The organism is Flavobacterium sp. Arc3, from assembly GCF_041431375.1.
Taxonomy (GTDB): Bacteria; Bacteroidota; Bacteroidia; order Flavobacteriales; family Flavobacteriaceae; genus Flavobacterium.
Window position 1 is genome coordinate 21,308 of sequence record NZ_JASMRI010000020.1, and the last position, 21,653, is coordinate 42,960.

Sequence of the window (21,653 nt, forward strand, 5' to 3'; positions counted from 1 at the left end):
AGGAGTAGCTTTCGGTAAGCATCCATTTTATCATATAAATTGGTTATAAATATCAGAACCATTTTTAAAAATCATTACATTTGAATTTATTTTAATATTACATCACTATGAAAAAATTACATATAGCCCTATTAAGTAGTATTGTTTTGCTTCTAGCCAGTTGTAAGGAAGAAGTGGAAAAGCCTAAAGTAATTTATGATGCTGCCAATAAAGGGAAAGGTATCTCTAAGGTAGATTCTACACAAGTAGCCATTTCTGATTTACCTATTCAGATGGAAGGGACTGATTATTTGATTCATCCAGTAGGAGACTTAAGAGTTTATGAAAGAGGAACAAAAGCAAGATATGGATCTTCTAGTGTTATTGATTTGAGTTTTACGATTTCTAACTATGGTGAAAATGAGATTACCGGTTATTTACAAAACTTAAAATTTCAAAAAACCGATTCTGATTCGATACGACCATTAACTGATAAACCTGCTTTAATTCAAACGGCAACTTATTTAAAGTCTGTTTCTGATAGAGCTAAAAAACAAATTATGGTTTACACTATGTTTGATACGGATACGAACAGAGATGGGAAATTAGATAGCAGTGATATTAAATCCTTATACTTAAGTGATATTAGCGGAGAGCGATTTACAAAAGTGTCAGCAGATTTAGAGGAATTGATTGATTGGAGTTTAATCGATTCTAAAAGCCGATTGTATTTTAGAACAGTTGAAGACACAAATAAAAATGGGCAATTTGATAAAAATGACGTGGTACATTACAACTATATCGATCTGTCAAATAATGACTGGAAAGTATCTAGCTACGAACCAATTTAAAATAGTAGCGAAATACTAAATTAGGATATCACTCTCCAAGTCTGATTTTTCAATAGTAAAATCAAAACCAAGTTGTTTCACTAATTGAATAACTAGGTTTTTATACCAGTTTTCTGATTTTGGGTGGATGTAGATTTTTTCAATTAGTTGACTGAGATCCACATTGATTTTTAAGCCGTCATTTAACGTAATGTTACTTTCGGCGACATCCGAGATAATACGTACTTCCCGCTCGTATTGAAAGCTTTTTCTTTTAAATAAAAACGGGAAAAACATATCGTCAAAAGGGATGTATTCTTTTTTGTAATCAATATAATTTACCTCACCAATATACTGTTTGTAATTGTTTTCGGGTGCAAGTGCATTTTGTAATCGTCCTATTGTGGATTGTATCGCGAGTCCTTCACTATTTTGAGTAAATATTTGCCACATGGCAAAGGATTCATATTCGTTGATATGCCAACTGCTAATTGCTACTTTTTCACGGTGTGTTTTGTAAAATTTTAAAAAATCAGGATTATCGATAGATAGTTTTCTGATTTCTTCATAGGTAGGTTCGCTAAAAGTACCTTCGTATTGATCCTCGAATTTATCAGAGCGTGACATGAAAAGTTTTCTGGACATTAACAAATCCAAAAATTTAGATAGGTCTAAATACTTCCATATAATCGTGTCAGGGTCGTCGGGGAGTTTAATATTCGGGTTGTTTAGATACATTTTTTTCGTTTAAAGATTTAAAAACTAAATAATTTAAAGATTATACTTGATGGATAAACCTTGAACAAAAAAATTAACAGCCATTATTCAAATGACTGCATAGTAACTAATTTATTGTACATTCCATTCAGCGCCATTAATTCGTCATGGTTCCCTTGTTCTACAATTTTTCCTTTTTGCATCACTATAATAGTATCTGCTTTTTGAATGGTCGAAAGACGGTGAGCAATTACAATAGACGTTCTGTTTTGCATCATGTTTTCCAAGGCTATCTGAACAAATTTTTCGCTTTCGGTATCTAGTGCTGATGTAGCCTCATCCAAAATCATAATTGGAGGATTTTTTAAAACTGCACGAGCGATTGAAAGTCTTTGTTTTTGACCACCAGAAAGTTTATTTCCGCTGTCTCCAATGTTAGTGTGAATGCCTTTTGGTAATTCTTGTACGAATTCATAAGCATTAGCAATTTTTAAGGCCTCAATAATTTCATCATCTGTAGCATCTAGTTTTCCTAATGAAATATTTGCTTTTATAGTGTCATTAAATAAAATGCTGTCTTGCGTAACCAGCCCCATTAGTCCACGAAGAGACTGTAGGTTTAGGTCTTGTATGTTTATTCCATCGATACTGATTATCCCTTCATTGACATCATAAAAACGGGTCAATAGATTAGCAATGGTGCTTTTTCCGCTACCTGATTGTCCTACCAGTGCTACCGTTTGTCCTTTTTTAACTTGAAGTGAAAAGTCTTTTAAGACATTTTCGTCTTCGTATTTGAAGTTAATGTTTTTGATCGTGATGTCTGACTCAAAAGTATTTTTTACAATGGCATTTTCTTTCGATGTAATTTCGTTTTCCACTTCCAAAACTTCAAAAACGCGCTCTGCAGCCGCTAATCCATTTTTTACGGAATACGATGCTTTAGAGATTGCTTTGGCCGGGGTAAGAATATTGAATGCCAATGTTAGATAGACAATAAAAGCAGATCCATCTAGCGTTTTTTCGATAAGAACTAAATTACCACCATAGAAAAGTAAAACGGCTATGGTTGTGACTCCTAGAAATTCACTTAATGGCGTGGCTAGATTGTTTCTACTTCCTATGCTATTCGTTAAATTTAATAATCTCGTTACCGAATCATTAAATCTATTTTTGAAATTAGGTTCAGCATTATAGCTTTTGATTACTTTCAATCCTCCTAAAGTTTCATCAACAATAGAAATTAAGAATCCACTTTCTTTTTGTGCTTGCAATGATTTTGCTCGTAAGTTTTTGGCTAATTTTGAAATAATCCATCCTGAAATAGGCATGAAAATTAAAACAAACAAAGTTAGTTTTGTACTTATTATAAACATCGTTGCTAATGCAAAAACAATAGTAAGCGGTTCTTTTACAACTAGTTCTAGAATGGAGAAAAACGAATTCTGTACTTCGTTGACATCACCAAGCATACGTGCCATGATATCTCCTTTTCTTTTTTCAGAATAGTAAGATATAGGCAATTCTATGATTTTATTATACATAGATTTTCTCAAATCTCTTAAAACACCATTCTTCAGGTGCATAATATGATGTGAAGCCAAATAATTAAATACGTTTTTTAATAAAAATGTGGTTATTACCATTAAGACTACAAATAAAAGCGCAACTTGAATGCTGTTCTCTTTTGTAAGTGCTGAAATTTGGTAATACATATAATCCGTACCAAACTGCTTTATGTCTCCTATTCCTGTATATACTGGTTTAGTTAGTACTGCTTTTGTTTTACCAAAAAGTACTTCAAGTACGGGAAGAAGAGTAAGCATAGAAATAGTGCTAAACAATGCGTATAAAACATTGTACACCACATTCCAGATGATATGTGACTTATATGGTTTTGTATAAGGTATTAATTTTAATAAACTTTTATCCATTAGTTCAATTGCATTGCAATAATAATATTTTTAATTTTTTGATCTAAAACAGCTTCTACTTCTTTGAAATCATCAACTGAATCTAATATAGTATTGACGCTGATATAGAATTTTATTTTAGGCTCCGTTCCGCTTGGTCTTGCGCAAATTTTAGATCCGTCTTCTGTGTAATAAATTAATACATTCGATTTAGGAATGTCCATTGTAGTTTCTGAACCGTCTAATATGTTCTTTGCTATAGAAGATTGGTAATCTTCGACTATTATCACTCTTTGTCCGTTGATTTCTTTTAATGGGTTTTCACGCAAGTCAATCATCATTTGATTTATTTCTTGCAGTCCTTCGATTCCTTTTTTGGTGATAGAAACTAAGAACTCTTTGTAGAATCCGTTATCAACGTATAATTGCAATAACTCTTTATAAACGGTACTTCCTTTAGCTTTTGCTTGCGCAGCTAATTCACATATTAATAGGGTAGCGGCAACGGCATCTTTATCACGTACTGCATCGCCTACCATATAACCAAAACTTTCTTCGCCACCGCCAATGAATTCCTGAGCAGGAAAATCTTTGATCATTTTGGCAATCCATTTAAATCCAGTCAATCCAATTTTGCATTCTACGCCGTAGTTTGTAGCTAATTCCATCATCATTGGAGTAGAGACAATCGTCGAACCAACAAATTGATTTCCATTTAGTTTGCCTGCATTTTTCCATTTTTCTAATAGAAATGCAGTCATCAAAATCATAGTTTGATTTCCGTTTAACAAAGTCATTTGACCTTCGTTATTACGAACAGCAACTCCTAAACGGTCACAATCAGGATCAGTCCCAATAACGATATCTGCATTTGTTTTATCAGCTAAAGCTAAAGCCATCGTCAAGGCTTCTGGCTCTTCTGGATTTGGAGATTTTACAGTTGGGAAATCACCGTTTGGAACTCTTTGCTCTTCTACAATATGCACATTGGTGTAACCCGCTTGCGATAAAGTGTCAGGAACTAGTGTTATGGAAGTCCCGTGCAATGAAGTAAAAACAACATTTAGGTTTTCTTTGGCTTCAGCGGGAGTGTTAAAACTTGCGTTTTCAATAGATGACTTTATGAAAGCGGCATCTACTTCGGCACCTATATAATGAATTAAATCTTCATTAGCCTCAAACTTAATTTGATTGAAGTTTAGCTTTTCGATAGTACCTATAATTGCTGCATCTTCTGGGGGAACAATTTGTCCGCCATCTTCCCAGTATACTTTGTATCCGTTATATTCAGGAGGATTGTGAGATGCTGTAAGTACAATTCCGCATTGACATCCTAAATGCTTAACGGCAAATGACAATTCTGGTGTTGGTCTTAATTCTGAAAATAAAAATACTTCTATTCCGTTTGCAGAGAAAACATCGGCAACTATTTTTGCTAAAGTATCACTATTATGACGACAGTCATAGGCAATGGCCGCTTTTAGAGGTTGATTAGGAAAAGCTTTGTGTAAGTAATCAGAAAGTCCTTGAGTACTCTTTCCAAGGGTGTATTTATTGATTCTATTGTTTCCAACGCCCATTACACCGCGCATTCCGCCAGTTCCAAATTCAAGATCTTTATAGAAGCTCTCTTCTAGTTCTTTTGGAGAACCGGCTTTTAATTCTTTTACAGCTAACTGTGTTGCTGCATCAAATGTTGGAGTTAACCATTCGTTTGCCGCATTCAAAATGTTTTGTTTGATTTCCATTTATATATGTTTTAAGCTTTTAGTTTAAATTTTAAAAATACTGACTGCATTGTCAGCTTTCGTTTTTGAAGCAACTTCCTATTCTCGAATCGGTGGTACGCTCTATGTGTTCAATTATAGCGTATTATGTCGATACTGTCAGTGTCGAGTTATAAATTAACTTCACTCGAAATTTTATAGCGTTCTTCGTTGCTTTTTGTGCGTAAAATTATTTCGCCAAGAAATCCTGCCAAAAACAATTGAGTACCCAGTACCATTGTAGTTAAGGCAATAAAAAACCATGGATTATTAGTAACTAAGCTATAGCGCATGTTTAAATACATATGGTATAGTTTTGATACTCCAATGTATCCTGCCAATAAAAAACCAATAATAAACATTAATGATCCCATGGCTCCAAATAAATGCATTGGTCTTTTTCCAAAACGGGAAAGAAACCAAATCGTAATTAAATCTAGGAAGCCATTTATGAAACGTTCCATTCCAAATTTAGTTTCCCCGTATTTTCTAGCTTGATGCTGTACCACTTTTTCTCCAATTTTCCCAAAACCGGCATTTTTTGCCAAAACCGGAATGTAACGGTGCATTTCGCCCGATACCTCAATGTTTTTTACGACTATATTTTTGTAGGCTTTTAAACCGCAATTGAAATCATTTAGTTCTACACCAGACGTTTTTCTGGCTGCCCAATTGAATAATTTTGAAGGTAGGTTTTTAGCAACCACAGAATCGTAGCGCTTCTTTTTCCAGCCAGAAACTAAATCAAAGTTTTGGGAAGTAATCATATTGTATAGTCCCGGAATTTCTTCAGGACTATCTTGTAAGTCGGCATCCATTGTTATGATAACATCGCCTTTTGCTTTAGCAAAACCAGCGTGTAAAGCTTGGGATTTGCCAAAGTTTTTCATGAAACGGATTCCTTTTACATTTGGGTTTTCAGCTGCAAATTCTTCGATAATCGACCAGGAATTGTCCGTACTACCATCATCTAAAAAAATGATTTCATAGGAATAATTGTTCGATTGCATCACTTTAATAATCCAGGTATAAAGCTCTTTTAGTGATTCTTCCTCGTTAAGAAGGGGTATGAGTATGGATAAATTCATTAATTAAAGGCTTTGGGGATTTTGGTTTTTTACAATTGCACCAACAATTAACGAATAAATCAATCCAATAAACGAATACATTGCAATTGTAACTGGAAAGACAATTAGAGGATTCATGAATTTTTTCATCATTGCAAGTCCCGTTTCCATATCAGAACTCGTTATGCTAGGGTTTTGTTTAATCATTGCATCTTTAGAAATAGAAATCATCTCATTAATAAACTCAGGAAAAACATAATTAAAGACAATATTAAATATACCATATACTAGTCCTGCTATAAATGTGATAGATACTCCTACCTTTAGACATTCACCAAAGGAAATGAAGCCGTTATTTAAATTTTTCTTATAGTTGATGCATCCTAAATAGATGAATAGTAAGGGTAGTATTAAGTAATTAGCAATGTTGACAATCACTCCGGCGCTCGTCCCTACTAAGGATCGCATACCTATTATGTACATAATTACAAATTCGAGAACCATTATAACACCAAATAACACACCATATACTAGTCCAGACTTGCCTGGGGATACACTTTTTTCCATAGAGACTTTATTTATTAATCCACAAATATAACAATTCCCGATATATTGGGCTACAAAAAACAGTTTTTACGATTTAATAAAAAAAATGAAACAAAGATTTGTTTATTGAAAAATAATTGTAAATTTGCACACTCAAAATAATAGTGTAAAACAAAAAGTTATAATGAGTTTACACCTTTTCTGTTGAAAGAAAAGCTTCAAAACAAGTTATAGCCAAACAAATAAAAAAAGATGAAAAAAGGTACGCACCCAGAAAATTACAGATTAGTTGCATTTAAAGACATGTCGAATGAAGACGTTTTTATCACTAAATCTGCTGCGGATACAAGAGAAACAATTACAGTTGACGGTGTTGAATACCCAGTTGTAAAATTAGAGATCTCTAGAACATCTCACCCTTTTTACACAGGAAAAAACAAACTTATCGATACTGCAGGACGTATTGACAAGTTCAAAACTAAATACGCTAAACACGCTAAATAATTGTAGCTTGTTTTTAAACATACTAAAGCCTTCCTTATTGGGAGGCTTTTTTATTTTTATCTATTTGAAAACTTTGTAACTTTGAGCTTTATTTAAAAATAAATTAATGTACGGCCAAGTTGACACTTGACCCTCCACAAATATAAATATTATGAATTACATACTTTTTGACGGACCCGCTCGAAATGCCTTGTTGCCTTTTACTTTTACGCGTCCTGTAGCTGATATTCTAATTGGGATTATGACAATTCGTCAAAAATGGGAAATGCATTTGGGTTCTACTACTACAACATTAACTGAGGAATATTTATCAGATAAATATCCAATGGTAGAGTTAGAAGAGAATGTAATGATTAATGCTTCTTTTCTTCCTAATGCTGTTCTGGTCGAAATGGTGATCAATTTAGAGCCAAATCAAGTTATCTTTAAAGGAGAAGAAGTTGTTGCATTTTATACAGATGAAAATCAGGAAGAAGTTAATTTTGATTCTTATGAGATTATTGAATACAATGATGACTGTTTAACTGTGATGCATACTTGGGATATTTTCTCAAAAAATGATGCTGCGATTCGCGAAGACTTCGAATTTTTGACGGCAGATAGAAAATCAAAACCAATTCCGAAAAGTGTCAATGTACTTGGGCACGAAAATATATTTATCGAAGAAGGAGCAAAGCTAGAGTTTGTTACTTTAAATGCTTCTTCAGGCCCTATTTATATAGGGAAGGATGCTGAGATTATGGAAGGTTCCGTAATCCGCGGGCCATTTGCCTTGTGTGAAGGCGCTGTAGTTAAAATGGCGGCCAAAGTATATGGTGCTACTACTGTAGGACCTTACTCTAGAATAGGCGGAGAGATAAACAACTCTGTTATTTCAGCTTATTCTAATAAAGGACATGATGGCTTTTTGGGAAATTCAGTACTGGGAGAATGGTGTAACATTGGCGCTGACAGTAATAATTCGAATCTGAAAAACAACTATGAAGAAGTAAAACTATGGAGTTATGAAACAGAAGGTTTTGCTAAAACCGGACTGCAGTTTTGTGGGTTGATGATGGGGGATCACAGTAAGTGTGGAATTAATACCATGTTTAATACAGGAACCGTAATAGGGGTTAGTGCAAACATTTTTGGTAGTGGCTTTCCGCGTAATTTTGTACCGAGTTTTTCTTGGGGTGGTGCTTCTGGTTTTTCTACTTACATCACTAAAAAAGCATTTGAAACGGCAAGAATCGTAATGAGTCGTAGAAATTTAGATTTTGACGAGAAAGAAGCGGCAATTTTAGAGCATGTGTTCGAAGAGACAAAAAAATGGAGAAAAGAATAAATGCTTTAATCTATTTGTAAAATATTTAAAATGCTTCATTATCTACTAATGAAGCATTTTTTTGTTGTGAGAGTTGTTGGTTTTTGATAATTATTTCAATAAACATTGAGTATTTTGTTAAAAGTAGGGGTTTTGTTTAAAAAGCACTCTTTTTATTGGTGAGTTTTTTTTAGTTAAATAATCAGTTTCTGTTATTTTATATAGCTGTTCGTTAGTTTTTTTTATTCATATGTTATAGTTTTATCAAAAAAAAGTTGCAAAACGTTTGTTTTGCTCTTTTTTTGATAATTATTAATGTAAAATAAATTTATGGAAGAGATTATTGGAGTATTAAATGATTTTGTTTGGAGTAATGCTTTAATCGCTTTGTGTTTAGGAACTGGGCTTTATTTTTCTATAAGAACACGTTTCTTGCAAGTGCGTCATATCAAAGAGATGTTCCGATTATTATTTGATGGTAAAAGCTCTGAGTCTGGAGTTTCTTCTTTTCAGGCATTATCAATGTCTCTTGCAGGTAGAGTGGGTACAGGGAATATTGCAGGGGTAGCTACGGCGATTGCTTTTGGAGGGCCTGGCGCTTTATTCTGGATGTGGATGGTTGCTTTTTTAGGGGCAAGCACCGCTTTTGTTGAAGCTACTTTGGCACAAATTTATAAAGAGAAACATTTAGGTGAATTTCGTGGTGGACCTGCTTTTTATATTGAGAGAGGGTTAGGAGTGAAATGGTTTGGTATCTTGTTTGCGATAGTTTCTATCGTTTCTGCAGGGGTATTATTACCAGGAGTTCAAGCTAATTCTGTGGCAGACGGAATACAGAATGCATTCGAAATAGAAACTTGGAAATCAGGAATTGTAGTAGCGTTAATATTTGGTGCTATTGTATTTGGTGGTGTAAAAAGAATTGCCAAGTTTACTGAATTCGTTGTTCCAATAATGGCCATTGGTTACATTATTATAGTATTGGTGATCATTGCGATTGATATCGATCAACTTCCAGGAGTCGTTGCTTTGGTTTTTAGAAGTGCTTTTAATATGGAAGCTGGTTTTGGAGCTGTTTTTGGTTTAGCCATTCAATGGGGTGTAAAAAGAGGGATTTATTCTAATGAAGCAGGACAGGGTACAGCACCGCATATTGCAGCAGCAGCAAATGTTTCGCATCCCACTAAACAAGGTTTAGTACAATCATTCTCGGTTTATATCGATACTTTATTAGTTTGTTCAGCTACTGGATTTATGTTACTAATCACTGGTAAATACAATGTTCAAAATCCTGTGTTAGGAGCTAATGGTGCTACGCAGTTTTTATATCAGGGAGCAGAAAATGTTTCTGCCGGCCCTGGGTTTACACAAAGCGCCATGGATAGTGTTTTTCCTGGTTTTGGTTCTTACTTTGTTGCGATTGCATTATTTTTCTTCGCATTTACTACAATTTTGGCCTATTACTATATTGCAGAAACAAACATCGCTTATTTGACAAGGAATCTGAATTCTCCTATATACAGTCATTTACTTAAAGTATTAATGATGGTCGTGATTATGTATGGCTCTATCAATCAAGCAAAATTAGCTTGGAATATTGGAGATTTAGGAGTTGGACTAATGGCGTGGTTTAATATTATTGCCATTATTCTTCTACAAAAGCCTGCATTGTTAGCCTTGAAGGATTACGAAAAACAACGAAAGGCGGGCAAAGACCCTGTTTTTAATCCAGAAGATATTGGGGTGTCAAATGCGCATATATGGCATACAATAAATAAAAATAAACAAGAGTAGTTTTTTTGTTACGACCTTTAAAAGCTTCCAGAGATCAGATCTTTATTCTGTTTCTGGAAGCTTTTATTTTATTGCAAACAAACTACTTATTTAATCTATCTTTGCACTTTTTAAAACAAATCGGTTTTCATGGTAACGAATAGCCGAATCTACAAATTTACAATTCAATGATTACAGTTAACGATATTTCAGTACAGTTTGGTGGAACCACCCTTTTTAGCGATGTCTCTTTTGCTATAAATGAAAATGATAAGATTGCCCTAATGGGTAAAAATGGAGCAGGAAAGTCGACACTTCTTAAAATTATTGCCGGACAAAGCAAGCCGTCAACAGGAAATATTTCAGCACCAAAAGAAGCAGTGGTGGCTTATTTGCCTCAGCATTTGCTAACTACTGACGGAGCTACTGTTATGGAGGAAACCTCTAAAGCATTTGGCGAAATTTTCGGTATGAAAGCGGAGATAGATGAAATCAACGAGCAATTGACGATTCGTACGGATTATGAAAGTGATGCATATATGAAATTGATTGAGCGCGTTTCTGACTTAAGCGAGAAATTCTATGCAATTGAAGAGGTGAACTATGAAGCTGAAGTAGAGAAAATATTAATCGGGTTGGGTTTTGTTCGTGAGGACTTTACAAGACAGACTTCTGAATTTTCTGGAGGATGGAGAATGCGAATTGAGTTAGCTAAAATCCTTTTGCAAAAACCAGATTTGATTTTACTGGATGAGCCTACAAATCACATGGATATTGAAAGTATCCAATGGCTAGAAGACTTCTTGATTAATTCGGCCAAAGCAGTTGTGGTAATTTCCCATGATAGAGCTTTTGTTGATAATATAACAAATCGTACTATAGAAGTTACTATGGGGCGTATTTATGATTATAAAGCGAAGTACTCCCATTATTTAGAATTGCGTAAAGACAGACGTATTCATCAGCAAAAAGCGTACGATGAACAACAACGTATGATTGCTGACAATAGAACTTTTATTGACCGCTTTAAAGGGACTTTTTCTAAAACAGATGCCGTTCAATCCCGTGTTAAGATGTTAGAAAAGTTGGTTATAGTGCAGGTGGATGAAGTAGATACTTCGGCATTAAAATTAAAATTTCCTGCAGCAGTTCGTTCAGGTCAATACCCTGTAATTGTAAAAGACCTTTCAAAAGCTTATGGAGACCATGTGGTTTTCAAGGATGCTAATATTGTTATCGAAAGAGGCGAAAAAGTAGCTTTCGTTGGAAAAAATGGTGAAGGAAAGTCGACAATGATTAAAGCCATCATGAAAGAAATTGGTATTGATGCGGGAAGTCTGGAGATTGGTCATAATGCGCAAATTGGTTATTTTGCTCAAAATCAAGCTGCTTTATTAAACGAGAATGCAACTATTTTTGAAACTATTGATGATATCGCAGTAGGGGATGTAAGAACTAAAATTAAGGATATCTTAGGCGCTTTCATGTTTCACGGAGATGATGTGACTAAAAAAGTAAAAGTGCTTTCAGGAGGAGAGAAAACACGTTTAGCAATGATTAAATTATTGTTAGAGCCAGTTAACTTGTTGATTCTGGATGAGCCTTCAAATCACTTGGACATGAAGACGAAAGACATCATTAAAGATGCACTACGTGATTTTGACGGAACTTTAATCTTAGTTTCTCACGACAGGGATTTCCTTGACGGACTAGCGACGAAGGTTTTTGAATTTGGAAACAAAAGAGTAGTAGAGCATTTTGAAGATATAACTGGTTTCTTAGCACATAAGAAAATGGATAGCATGAAAGAAATAGAGAAATAATTTTTATAAAATTGAAACAAAAAAGGCGTAAGTTCATTCTTATGCCTTTTTTATTGGATTAAACTTCGGTTTTCAAAACATTTTTCTTTTTAAAATACAAAGCGATGTAGGAGAGAATGCCACATATAAAACTTATAATTAACAAATTGATAATGGAGTCATGGGTTTGCGAAAAGTTTCCTCTTTCTATAATTAATACCCGAAAAGCTTTTAAGAAATGAGTTAGCGGAATTGCATTTGCAACTTCTTGAACCCAAATAGGCATTTGGCTTAAGGGCCAAGTAAATCCACTTAATATAAAACTAGGTGTTGCAACTACCATCAAAACTTCGGTGGCTTTAATTTGTGATGGTATCATGATACTGACTAAAATCCCCATAAAACTGGTAGCAACAATAAAAATTCCTGCAACAATTGTAAGCGGAAAGATGTTGTCATAAACTGGGATTCTAAACCAAAGCGTAAACAACCAGTATAAAATCCAAAGACCAAAACTCATTATTAAGTAGGGTATAATTTTTACGGCAATCAATTTAATTAATGAGGGGCATTTTTCTATTAAATTTTTAAATGTTCCTAGTTCAAATTCTGAAGCAAAGGAAAGCGCTAGGCCAAGAAGTAAAACCTGTTGCAAAACGGCACCCAAAACTCCTGGCCAAAGAAAATACATGTAGTTGGAACTGCGATTGTATTTTTTTATATAGGTAGTTTTAAACGGTTCATATTGTGAGCTAATTATCTTTTCGGGGACGCCTTGTTTGCGTAATGTTTCTAGTTGAACTCCCACTTTTAATGTCCCCAAACAAAGTTGAATCGCCGATGATGCATAATTAGCCGTCAAAATATTAGATGCATTTACAATAGTGACAATCTCGGGGTATTTCCTTGTGAGTACCATTTTTTCAAATCCTTTGGGGATAATGACCACACAGGCAGCGTCTTTTTGAATGGTAATTTCCGAAATGTTTTTCTGGTCGTAAAGAAGAGAAGCAATATGTAACACTTCATTATCTTCAAACATTTGGATTGCTGTTGCGCTCATTTCACTTTGGTCCTCATCCACAACCAGTATTGGTAAATTCGTCACTTTCCCTTTTTCATAAACATAGCCTAACATTATTCCATATAGCAGCGGAGCTCCAATAAACAACAGTCGAAGTACTTTGTTTTGCCAAAATAACTTGAATTCTCTTTTGAGAAGATCTAAAAAAATTTGCATTGTTATAGTGTTAAAGTTACTGTTGTTTTCGAAATTAATTCTTTGGTTTCTTGAATGTTTATTGGGCTTATTTTTATTTCAAATAAACTTTCCTGCATTTCGTAATCTGGGTAAGCGGTAGCAATATTTCCGTAAGCTCCCAATTGCTTGATTGTGGTAACCGTTCCCTTGATGTCTTTGTTATTATAGACAACATGCACGCTTATATCTTGTCCTTTTTTTATTCTACTTAATTTGTTTTCTGGAATCGTAAAACGGAAATAGGTACTATTGGTAATGTAGCCGTTAAATAAAGTGTATCCGGCTAATGCTAATTCGCCAAGATCTAAAGTTATGGTTTCGATGCTCATGTCTTGTGGAGCAATAATATAACGTTCTTTGTTGGCTGTTTCCACTTCTTGCAAAGCGCCTATAGCTCTGTTTTGTTGGCCAAGAGCCATGGTTTGCTGTTCTTTTCTTGCTCCGTTTTTGGCGTCGTCTAATTCTGCTTGAACGGCATTGTACTGTGCTAGTGCCCCTTGATATTTTGCAAACGTTTCATCGTAGGTTTGCTGTGAAACTAATGAATCTTTAAGCATGTTGCCTAGTCGTTTGATTGATTTTTGGGCAAATTCATACTGTTCTTTCAGTCCTCTTTTTTTAGCTTCCAGTTGTTTGATTTGATTGTCGGTTGCTCCGTTTACGGCCATATTGTATTGTGCGTTTGCCGAAGTTAAAGCTCCTTCTGCCTGGGTCTTTTTTGCTTCGACTTCAGGTATGTCCAAAATGGCCAAGGTGTCTCCTTTTTTTACCAAATCTCCCTCTTTTACAAATATTTTTAAAATTTTACCGGGAATTTTACTCACTACGGCAATTTGCTCTTTTTCAATTTCCCCTTGAATTTGATTTTCATTTTTCATTTTTCCACAACTAATAAAAAGAGTTGCAAGAATCAGTAAAGCGATTATTTTTCTCATGAATTCCAGCTTTTATTGTGATAGGTTTTTTGTTAATTCTCCAGTGGCTATGATAGTTTCAATAGCTGATAATCGTTGTTCGATTAAAATATTTATTTTATTGACCGAGGCTTTGAAGGAATCATTTTCAGCTTCTAAACGTTCAGAGACAGTTATTAAACCTTCTTTATATTGTTTTGTTGCCATGTTCAAATTGTTTGCCGCAGCCTTTTCTTGCTGTTCTGCAATTTCAATTTTTTGATTTAAAACCGAATAATTTACAAAGTTGTTCTCTAAGAGCAGTTGTAATTTCTCTTTTGTGTCATCAATCTGGTTTTGAATTTGTTCAATGTTTATTTTGGCTTCATGGACTTTATGTTTTCTCTCAAAACCAGCAAAAATTTCCCATTTCATTGCGGCACCAACAACCCAATTTTGGCTGATTGTCATTTCGTTCAATCCTAAATACAATGCTTCGTTTATTCCGGTAATTATTGGGGTCGTAGTTTGGGCATTAAATAGACTAGAATAAGAAACTCCACCAAAAGCGCCCAAAGTAGGAAGGAAAGTTCCTTTTTCCTTTTTTAATAGAAATTCATTTGCCATTTTAAAAGACTCTAGCGCTTTAATTTCCTGTTTGTTTTCGGTAGATAATTTATCTGATGCAATTAAATAGGGAACTAGATTATATTGAACCGCGTCAATCTCAGAAACGGAATAACCAGTCAGGTATTGAATTTTTTTATAGACTAATTTCCGTTTTCCTTCCAATTCAATTTTTTTTGACTCTAATTCTAATGAAGCTAACTTTATTTTATCTCTGTCATAAGGAATGGCAAGTCCTTCTTCAATTGCTCTTGTAACTCTTTTCGTTTCTGTCTGCAATCTTTTATCACTGTCATTTACTAATTTTTCGACTTCATTTAATAAGGCGAGCTGATCAAAACTGTTGATGACTTCTTTTATGACCCCATCTTTTTCAGATTCTTTCAGATACTCTGTTCCTTTGGTTTTTTGTTGAAGTGCTTTGGCTCCGTTTGGAATTTGCAAGCCGCTAAACAACACCGTTTTTGCCATTACGCTCCCGTTGAAAAGATTTCCATAATTATCGAAAGCTGTTTTTCCGTCAAATAGGGGGTAATTAACTATAGGAATAGTTGCAGTAGGGAGGTCTATGGTCAGCCGATTATCAAAATAGGAATAAATAGCAGTCGCATCCACAGTTGGGATGTATTTATTCCAGACACCTTTTTCCTGTAGATTTAATTTTTCAATTTCAAGTTCTTTATTTTTAATAGAACTATTTTTTTCAATTGCTTTTTCAATTGCTTTTTCCAAAGATGTAGAAACGTTGATCTGGGCAAAGCCAGCGAATGATAAAAGAATAAGAATGGAAAGAGCTACATATTTTTTCATCTTAATTTGTGTTTCCGTGGTAGGATAAATTGTTGTGAGAGTCTTTTTGCGTACTGATCATATAAATATATGAAATTAGATATCAATTTATTACAAAAATAGAAATGTTATTCGGACTAACTTATGACACTTTAGTAAAAGTAGTGTCATAGGCGGGTGGTTTTTAATTTCGTTATAGATGTCTAATTTTAGCAATGGTATTGCTTTAACTGGACTCAGCTTTGTCAAACGATATCAAATAAATTTTGAAATGCTATGTTTTCTTGGCACGCAATGAAATGAGTATTAGGAAAGAAATGGAGGTAGTTGATCATTAATTTTCTTTGTTAGAATCGAAATTTACATGGAGGGAGTATAGAAACTGCGTAGGATTTATTTAGTTACTTTTTTTAGTACTGCGAGGTCACTTCCTATATCGGATTGTAATTGATGCCCTACATATCTTTTTACGACAGAAATAAATAGTTAAAATACTGATTATTAGTTAATTGTTTTTTTTATATTTTGTACCTTGTAGTTGAGTGTGTTAACAATATTTAAAATTTTAAACCATGAAAAAGTTAGTTTTAACTACGCTATTATTAATTATTGGGTTGTCCAGTAGTTCATTATTTTCGCAAACGCCAATTGAGGCTACTGCTTTGGGCTTGCCTGGGGATAACCTTAATCTGTATGCGGTTTTGGATGTTTTTCAGGATTCAAAAACATTAGAGGAATTTGAAAGAGCAATTAACTCTAAGGATTCTAACATTAATAATTTGGATTTGAATAATGACAATTTGGTTGATTATATCTCAGTGTTCAGTTATGATCAAGGTCACTTTCATTCTATAGTGCTTCGTGTAGCAGTTAGTAGTACTGAATTTCAGGATGTTGCTGTAATTGAAGTGAGTAAAAATAATTCGGGTAGAGTTATTGTGCAAGTTATTGGAGATGAGGCTTTGTACGGGGAAGATTATATTGTGGAGCCTTCGTATAGTAGCGTCGAAACTCCTAACCCTGGCTACGTAGGTGATCAAACAGTAATTGCTAGAGAAAATAACTATAGCAACACTGTTGTTTATGTGGATAGCTGGCCTATAATAGCGTATATTTTCTCACCACCATTTTCAGTATATCTCTCGCCTTGGCATTGGGGATATTATCCTAGATATTACTTTCCATGGAGTCCTATCCTATATTATAACTATTGGGATATTCACTATCATTATTATAGAAGTCCTTATTTTAGAAGAGTTGCTTATGTTAGATATCCTGCTAATTATTCTTATTATCAAAAAAGACGCACAAGCTCTCGTATCGTAGAAAGAAACAGAACGAGCGGAACTTATAGAAATACCTATGATGGAAGAGTATTTAAAAGACCTGATGCTCCGATTAGAAGACTCTCGAGACAAGAAATTACAAGAGAAAACAGTGCGACGTCCAGACAAGTTCGTCCTTCCACAATAGAGCGAAATAGAGAATCAACGAGACGTCAGGTACAACCTTCTAATCGATCGCGTAATCAGCAATCAACAAGAGAGCAGAGTAGTGAATCGACAAGACGAAAAGTGCAACCTTCGACAAGGCGTCAAGTACAGCCGTCAACAGAAACGAAGAAAAGGGAGCCGACAAGACAACAGCGTATACCGTCAACAAGACGGCAAGTAACTCCATCTCCATCTGCAGCTATTAAAACTAACCGCCAAATAAGACAGTCAGCTCGAGAAACCAGAAGGTCTAATAATTCTAAAAGTAAAAAAGAGGAACAGTAGAGTAACAGAAAGTATTTCTCTTTTCTTTAAAGTCTAATTCCTGGGGGAAGCAGTTCTTTGTAAACGGGATTTTTTTTGAAAAAGACCACGATTTTTGGAAGTATTGGAACTACTTTTAATTTTCGTTCAATTGCAATTGCCATTATTTTACATAGTAACTGAGTAATAAATTCTTCGTTGTCAAATTCTTCGGGTGTATTTATTTTTGTCAAAAAAATTTTTTTTTCCTGAAAAGAATATTCAACCGAAACTAAACCTTTTTCGACTGTAGTTTCAAATTGTCTTGCGAAAGTATTGTCTTTAATCTCCATAATGATACTAGATTGTTTCATTTTGTTTATTTTAGTATTTATGACCGGGTAATGTTTACCTTGGTTCATTGTTGAGGATTTATTGGAATTTCAACCAATAGTATTTTAAATTTAATATGGTTTTATTTAAAATTATTAAAAATCAATTGCATTTATGATTGTTTCGTGATTTAAACGTCAGTTCGTCACTTGCTTTTTAGCATAAGAAAGAGAACGGATGAATGCCGTTCTTGAGGAAGCAAGTATTCTGTTCTATAGTTGTGTTATTTTCGAAAATTTGCAGATAGAAAAAAGATTTTTAGTAATGAATTTATGTTGTGTTTCTAGCAATTATTTTTGTTAATGAGGGAACCTCTACAAAGATATTAATTTGATTATCAACATCAAATTGTTTTAACGTCTATGTTTAGATACGTTTCTCTTTGTCAGTAAATATAGGTCCTCGCAGTATTTTTATTAGTTAATTTTTTTTACACTATTCCACTCTTGTTTCGATAGTAATCGAAGGAGCGGTCTTTCTGTTTTTAATGCTTTCTTACGGTATAGCGTTTTGGTGTTTTAGAATCTATTTGAAGAGAATAACAATAATATTTAAAAGGAAATATAGAAAAGGAATCAGAATCTGCTGTATCCACAGTTTCAGATTTGTAAAGTAGAGTACTCTTAATTTAATGCTAATATAAAGGTATATTTGAAGTTGGTTCAAATAAAAAAATTAATTTTATGGGAAATTTCTAATAATTAGATGGCAATCTGTTGTAAAATCACGAAGCAAAATTATGAGTAAAATACCAGTTTATTTCATGCCTGGATTAGCGGCTAGTGCCGCAATTTTTGAGAGAATACAACTACCGGAGGCTGATTTTGAAGTCCATCTTTTAGAGTGGGAGATTCCACTATCTAAGGAATCTCTGGAAGATTATGCCAAAAGAGTAGCTCAAAAAATAAAAAAGGAGAATCCCGTTTTGATCGGAGTTTCGTTTGGCGGTATTTTGGTTCAGGAAATGGCAAAACATATCGATGCCAGAAAAGTGATTATCATCTCGAGTGTAAAAAGCAATCTCGAGTTTCCCCGAAGAATGAAAATGGCCAAGGCTACTAAAGCCTACAAACTGATTCCGATGAGTTTGATATTGAATTTGGAGAATTTAGCCAAATTTTCCTTTGGGGCAAAGATTAATCATCGACTGAAATTATATGAGAAATTCCTGTCGGTTCGTGATATCGGTTACTTAGAGTGGGCCGTAGAGAAAGTGATTCTTTGGGATAGAACAGTCGCTGACGAAAGCGTAATCCATATTCATGGTGAAATGGATGATGTTTTTCCTATAAAGTACATTAAAGAATGTACGGTGGTAAAAGGAGGGACGCATATTATGATCTTGAATAAATATAGGTGGTTTAATGCTAATTTGGCTTCTATTATTCTAGAAGAAAATACAAGTGTAGACTAATATAAATACCTAAAAAGAGAAAGATGAAAAGAATAGAAAAAATAACTATTATCCTTACGGTAGTTTTAGCAAGCGGTCTGTTGATTTTTGCGACTACTTATGCATCCAAAGACAAACTAGATAAAGAAAAAGAGTATGTGTCAACCTATTTTCCGGCTACTGCTAATTTTGCAGGGGAAACAACACCGCTAGAAATTTCGGATGTCAAAGAACGCTTGGACCGGGAGTTGATTGTCAACATCAACCTTCATGCTTCTACTATTTTAGCAATAAAAAGAGCAAACCGCGCTTTTCCTGTTATTGAACCCATTCTTAAGAAAAACGGAATTCCAGATGATTTTAAGTACCTGGCAGTTATAGAAAGCGGTTTAGTCAATGCTGTATCTGGTGCTGGCGCAAGAGGGGTATGGCAGTTCATGCCTGAAACGGCTAAGGAAAGAGGTATGGAAGTAAACGATATTGTTGATGAACGCTATAATTTAGAAAAATCAACAGAAGCAGCTTGTAGTTATTTTTTGATTGCCAAAGCAAAATTTGGAACTTGGACATTAGCTGCTGCTTCTTATAATGGCGGAATGGGCGGAGTAAACAAACAAATGGACATCCAAAAAGAATCTAATTATTATGATTTGTTGCTTACTGAAGAAACGTCTCGTTATGTATTCCGAATTTTGGCACTAAAAGAAATTATGAAAAACCCTGACAAATTTGGATTCTCCTTAGCAAATGAAGAACTGTACGCAATATTGCCAACAAAAAAAATTGCCGTAGATAGTACGATTAATGACTTAGCTAGTTTTGCGAAAGCACAGGGGATAAACTATAAGATTTTAAAAATTCACAACCCATGGCTTAGGGATAAAAAATTAGAGAATCCAACGAATAAAAAATATACAATTGAAATTCCATTGAGTGGATATTAATCTAAAATGACATGAAAATGACAATTCAAACTATAATTTTGTTAATGTGCATTGGCTTAACTGCTGGTGTTTTGAGTGGCTTGATAGGAATTGGAGGAGGAATTATAATGGTTCCGCTTTTATTATTGATGGGATTTACGCAGCAACAGGCGCAGGGAACTAGTTTAGCTGCTTTGTTGCCACCTGTTACCTTACTTGCTGTAATTAATTATCATAAAGCGGGATTTATAGATTGGCGCTTTGCAATTATAATATCGTTAGTGTTTGTGGTAGGCGGTTATTTCGGAAGTAAACTGGCGATTCATATTGATCAAAAAATATTAAAGAGAGTTTTTGCAGTGACTTTATTGGTTATTGGAGGTTTTCTTTTCTTTGAAAAATGACAAAAGAAAAAGGTGTTATTGTATCTTAACTTTAGATTGTATAAAAAACGCAGCTTCACAATTACTATTTTTCAATAGATTTGCGAAGCTGCGTTTTTTAATGCTTGATATTTTTGAAGTAACAAAAATAAGAAAGGGCAAAATGAAATTATTTGCCCTTTTTTAAATTATATCTTTTTCATCTGACCTTTCATCATGGTGATCTGTTCTTTCAGCATACCTTGTTTATCTAGTCTTTTTGCTTCGTTTAGAAGGTTAGTAGCTTCTAACTTTCTTCTTCTTGACATTGCAACTCCCGCCAGGTTCAATTTAGCAACAGCTAAATCCATATCCATAGACAATCCTAATTCGATTGCTTTCTTGAAATATTTCTCGGCTTGATTGATATTAGTTTGCGAAAGCATGATTCCGTGAAGGTAATTGAAATACCCCTGTTGTTTTCTTACTAAAGCTGTTTCTGGATTTTTAATGAAAGACAGCCATTTTTTTGCTCCTTCAAAATCCTGTTTTCTTAGTTTTAAAAATGCTAAAAGGATGAATTCGTTTTTGAAATAAAGGAAAATTGGAATTGCAGTCAATAATATAAGGAAAATTCCATTGCCGATATTGTTTTCAGTAAATTGCCAAATGCCAGTAATTACGAGAAGTCCGGCGATAATAAGTTTAATATTCTTGTGAAACATAGTAAGTTTGTTTTATGAACGCAAATATAGTAAAATGAATTGAAAATATTTTTACAAAACTACTTGTGAGAAAAAAAAGTCTTTGTATATTTGCACTCGGTTTTAGGGTAACGAATATTCAAAAACGGGAAGACATATAAATAAGATTTTAAAGATACAAAGCAATGAGCAAAAGAACGTTTCAACCATCGAAAAGAAAAAGAAGAAATAAGCACGGATTCATGGACAGAATGGAGACTCCGAATGGAAGAAAAGTTCTTGCTAGAAGAAGAGCTAAAGGAAGACATAAATTGACTGTTTCTTGCGAACCAAGACACAAAAAATAATGTTTGTATAAACATAAATAAG

At 34.1% G+C, this 21,653-nt stretch carries 20 protein-coding genes; 10 read left to right on the top strand and 10 right to left on the bottom strand.

The genetic code is table 11. The features are described from left to right. Positions 1–107: 107 nt before the first annotated feature. On the top strand, positions 108–830 hold the full coding sequence (locus QO200_RS14175; protein ID WP_371541124.1) for a hypothetical protein: 723 nt from the start codon (positions 108–110) through the stop codon (positions 828–830). Between the two features lie 15 nt (positions 831–845). On the opposite strand, the gene QO200_RS14180 is transcribed toward QO200_RS14175, so the two are convergent. The 5 genes from QO200_RS14180 to QO200_RS14200 form a co-directional block, all read right to left on the bottom strand. Continuing rightward, a complete protein-coding gene (locus QO200_RS14180; RefSeq protein WP_371541125.1) occupies positions 846–1,547 on the bottom strand; it encodes a hypothetical protein in 702 nt (233 codons plus the stop codon). A gap of 83 nt (positions 1,548–1,630) precedes the next feature. Then, positions 1,631–3,460 carry an ABC transporter ATP-binding protein gene (locus tag QO200_RS14185; protein WP_371541126.1) on the bottom strand — a complete coding sequence of 610 codons (1,830 nt, stop codon included), beginning with the start codon at positions 3,458–3,460 and terminating at the stop codon, positions 1,631–1,633. After that, positions 3,460–5,187: a phospho-sugar mutase gene (locus QO200_RS14190; RefSeq protein WP_371541128.1), complete on the bottom strand. Its 1,728-nt coding sequence runs from the start codon at positions 5,185–5,187 to the stop codon at positions 3,460–3,462. Before QO200_RS14190 ends, QO200_RS14185 begins: the two co-directional genes overlap by 1 nt. 149 nt (positions 5,188–5,336) lie before the next feature. Further along, positions 5,337–6,293 (bottom strand): glycosyltransferase family 2 protein, encoded by a 957-nt coding sequence (locus QO200_RS14195; protein WP_371541129.1) that lies wholly within the window; start codon positions 6,291–6,293, stop codon positions 5,337–5,339. Between the two features lie 3 nt (positions 6,294–6,296). Then, on the bottom strand, positions 6,297–6,839 hold the full coding sequence (locus QO200_RS14200; protein ID WP_371541131.1) for a DUF4199 domain-containing protein: 543 nt from the start codon (positions 6,837–6,839) through the stop codon (positions 6,297–6,299). 231 nt (positions 6,840–7,070) lie between these two features. Here QO200_RS14200 and QO200_RS14205 point away from each other — a divergent pair, with 231 nt between their 5' ends. The 4 genes from QO200_RS14205 (at position 7,071) to QO200_RS14220 (ending at position 12,224) form a co-directional block, all read left to right on the top strand. Continuing rightward, positions 7,071–7,322 carry a type B 50S ribosomal protein L31 gene (locus tag QO200_RS14205; protein ID WP_371541132.1) on the top strand — a complete coding sequence of 84 codons (252 nt, stop codon included), beginning with the start codon at positions 7,071–7,073 and terminating at the stop codon, positions 7,320–7,322. Between the two features lie 151 nt (positions 7,323–7,473). Continuing rightward, positions 7,474–8,649 carry a GlmU family protein gene (locus QO200_RS14210; protein WP_371541133.1) on the top strand — a complete coding sequence of 392 codons (1,176 nt, stop codon included), beginning with the start codon at positions 7,474–7,476 and terminating at the stop codon, positions 8,647–8,649. Positions 8,650–8,958: 309 nt separating this feature from the next. Further along, the gene (locus tag QO200_RS14215) at positions 8,959–10,422 is read left to right on the top strand and encodes an alanine/glycine:cation symporter family protein (protein WP_371541134.1); all 1,464 of its coding nucleotides are present in this window, start codon (positions 8,959–8,961) and stop codon (positions 10,420–10,422) included. 167 nt (positions 10,423–10,589) lie between these two features. Then, positions 10,590–12,224, top strand: a complete 1,635-nt coding sequence (locus tag QO200_RS14220; protein ID WP_371541135.1) for an ABC-F family ATP-binding cassette domain-containing protein — start codon at positions 10,590–10,592, stop codon at positions 12,222–12,224. A 58-nt stretch (positions 12,225–12,282) separates the two neighbouring features. On the opposite strand, the gene QO200_RS14225 is transcribed toward QO200_RS14220, so the two are convergent. Genes QO200_RS14225 through QO200_RS14235 form a run of 3 tightly spaced genes read right to left on the bottom strand, consistent with a single transcriptional unit; the run spans position 12,283 to position 15,794 of the window. Next, positions 12,283–13,443 (bottom strand): ABC transporter permease, encoded by a 1,161-nt coding sequence (locus QO200_RS14225; protein ID WP_371541137.1) that lies wholly within the window; start codon positions 13,441–13,443, stop codon positions 12,283–12,285. Between the two features lie 2 nt (positions 13,444–13,445). Continuing rightward, on the bottom strand, positions 13,446–14,399 hold the full coding sequence (locus tag QO200_RS14230; protein WP_371541138.1) for an HlyD family secretion protein: 954 nt from the start codon (positions 14,397–14,399) through the stop codon (positions 13,446–13,448). Between the two features lie 12 nt (positions 14,400–14,411). Next, entirely contained in the window at positions 14,412–15,794 is a 1,383-nt protein-coding gene (locus QO200_RS14235) for a TolC family protein (protein ID WP_371541139.1), read from the bottom strand. Positions 15,795–16,345: 551 nt separating this feature from the next. Between QO200_RS14235 and QO200_RS14240 the strand changes: the two genes are divergently transcribed. Next, positions 16,346–17,551, top strand: coding sequence for a hypothetical protein (locus QO200_RS14240; RefSeq protein ID WP_371541141.1), 1,206 nt, complete (start codon positions 16,346–16,348; stop codon positions 17,549–17,551). A 26-nt stretch (positions 17,552–17,577) separates the two neighbouring features. On the opposite strand, the gene QO200_RS14245 is transcribed toward QO200_RS14240, so the two are convergent. Then, on the bottom strand, positions 17,578–17,862 hold the full coding sequence (locus tag QO200_RS14245; protein WP_371541269.1) for a GNAT family N-acetyltransferase: 285 nt from the start codon (positions 17,860–17,862) through the stop codon (positions 17,578–17,580). A 779-nt stretch (positions 17,863–18,641) separates the two neighbouring features. Here QO200_RS14245 and QO200_RS14250 point away from each other — a divergent pair. The 3 genes from QO200_RS14250 to QO200_RS14260 are packed head-to-tail and all read left to right on the top strand — an operon-like array spanning position 18,642 to position 20,622. After that, the gene (locus tag QO200_RS14250) at positions 18,642–19,316 is read left to right on the top strand and encodes an esterase/lipase family protein (RefSeq protein ID WP_371541142.1); all 675 of its coding nucleotides are present in this window, start codon (positions 18,642–18,644) and stop codon (positions 19,314–19,316) included. A gap of 23 nt (positions 19,317–19,339) precedes the next feature. Beyond that, on the top strand, positions 19,340–20,239 hold the full coding sequence (locus tag QO200_RS14255; RefSeq protein ID WP_371541144.1) for a lytic transglycosylase domain-containing protein: 900 nt from the start codon (positions 19,340–19,342) through the stop codon (positions 20,237–20,239). Positions 20,240–20,256: 17 nt separating this feature from the next. Continuing rightward, entirely contained in the window at positions 20,257–20,622 is a 366-nt protein-coding gene (locus tag QO200_RS14260) for a sulfite exporter TauE/SafE family protein (protein WP_371541146.1), read from the top strand. Positions 20,623–20,789: 167 nt separating this feature from the next. Here QO200_RS14260 and QO200_RS14265 read toward each other — a convergent pair whose 3' ends face one another. Continuing rightward, entirely contained in the window at positions 20,790–21,305 is a 516-nt protein-coding gene (locus tag QO200_RS14265) for a DUF2892 domain-containing protein (protein WP_339920921.1), read from the bottom strand. Between the two features lie 164 nt (positions 21,306–21,469). On the opposite strand from QO200_RS14265, the gene rpmH reads away from it, so the two are divergent. Then, complete coding sequence (gene rpmH, locus QO200_RS14270) at positions 21,470–21,631, top strand: 50S ribosomal protein L34 (protein ID WP_074723512.1); 162 nt, start codon at positions 21,470–21,472, stop codon at positions 21,629–21,631. Positions 21,632–21,653: the final 22 nt, after the last annotated feature.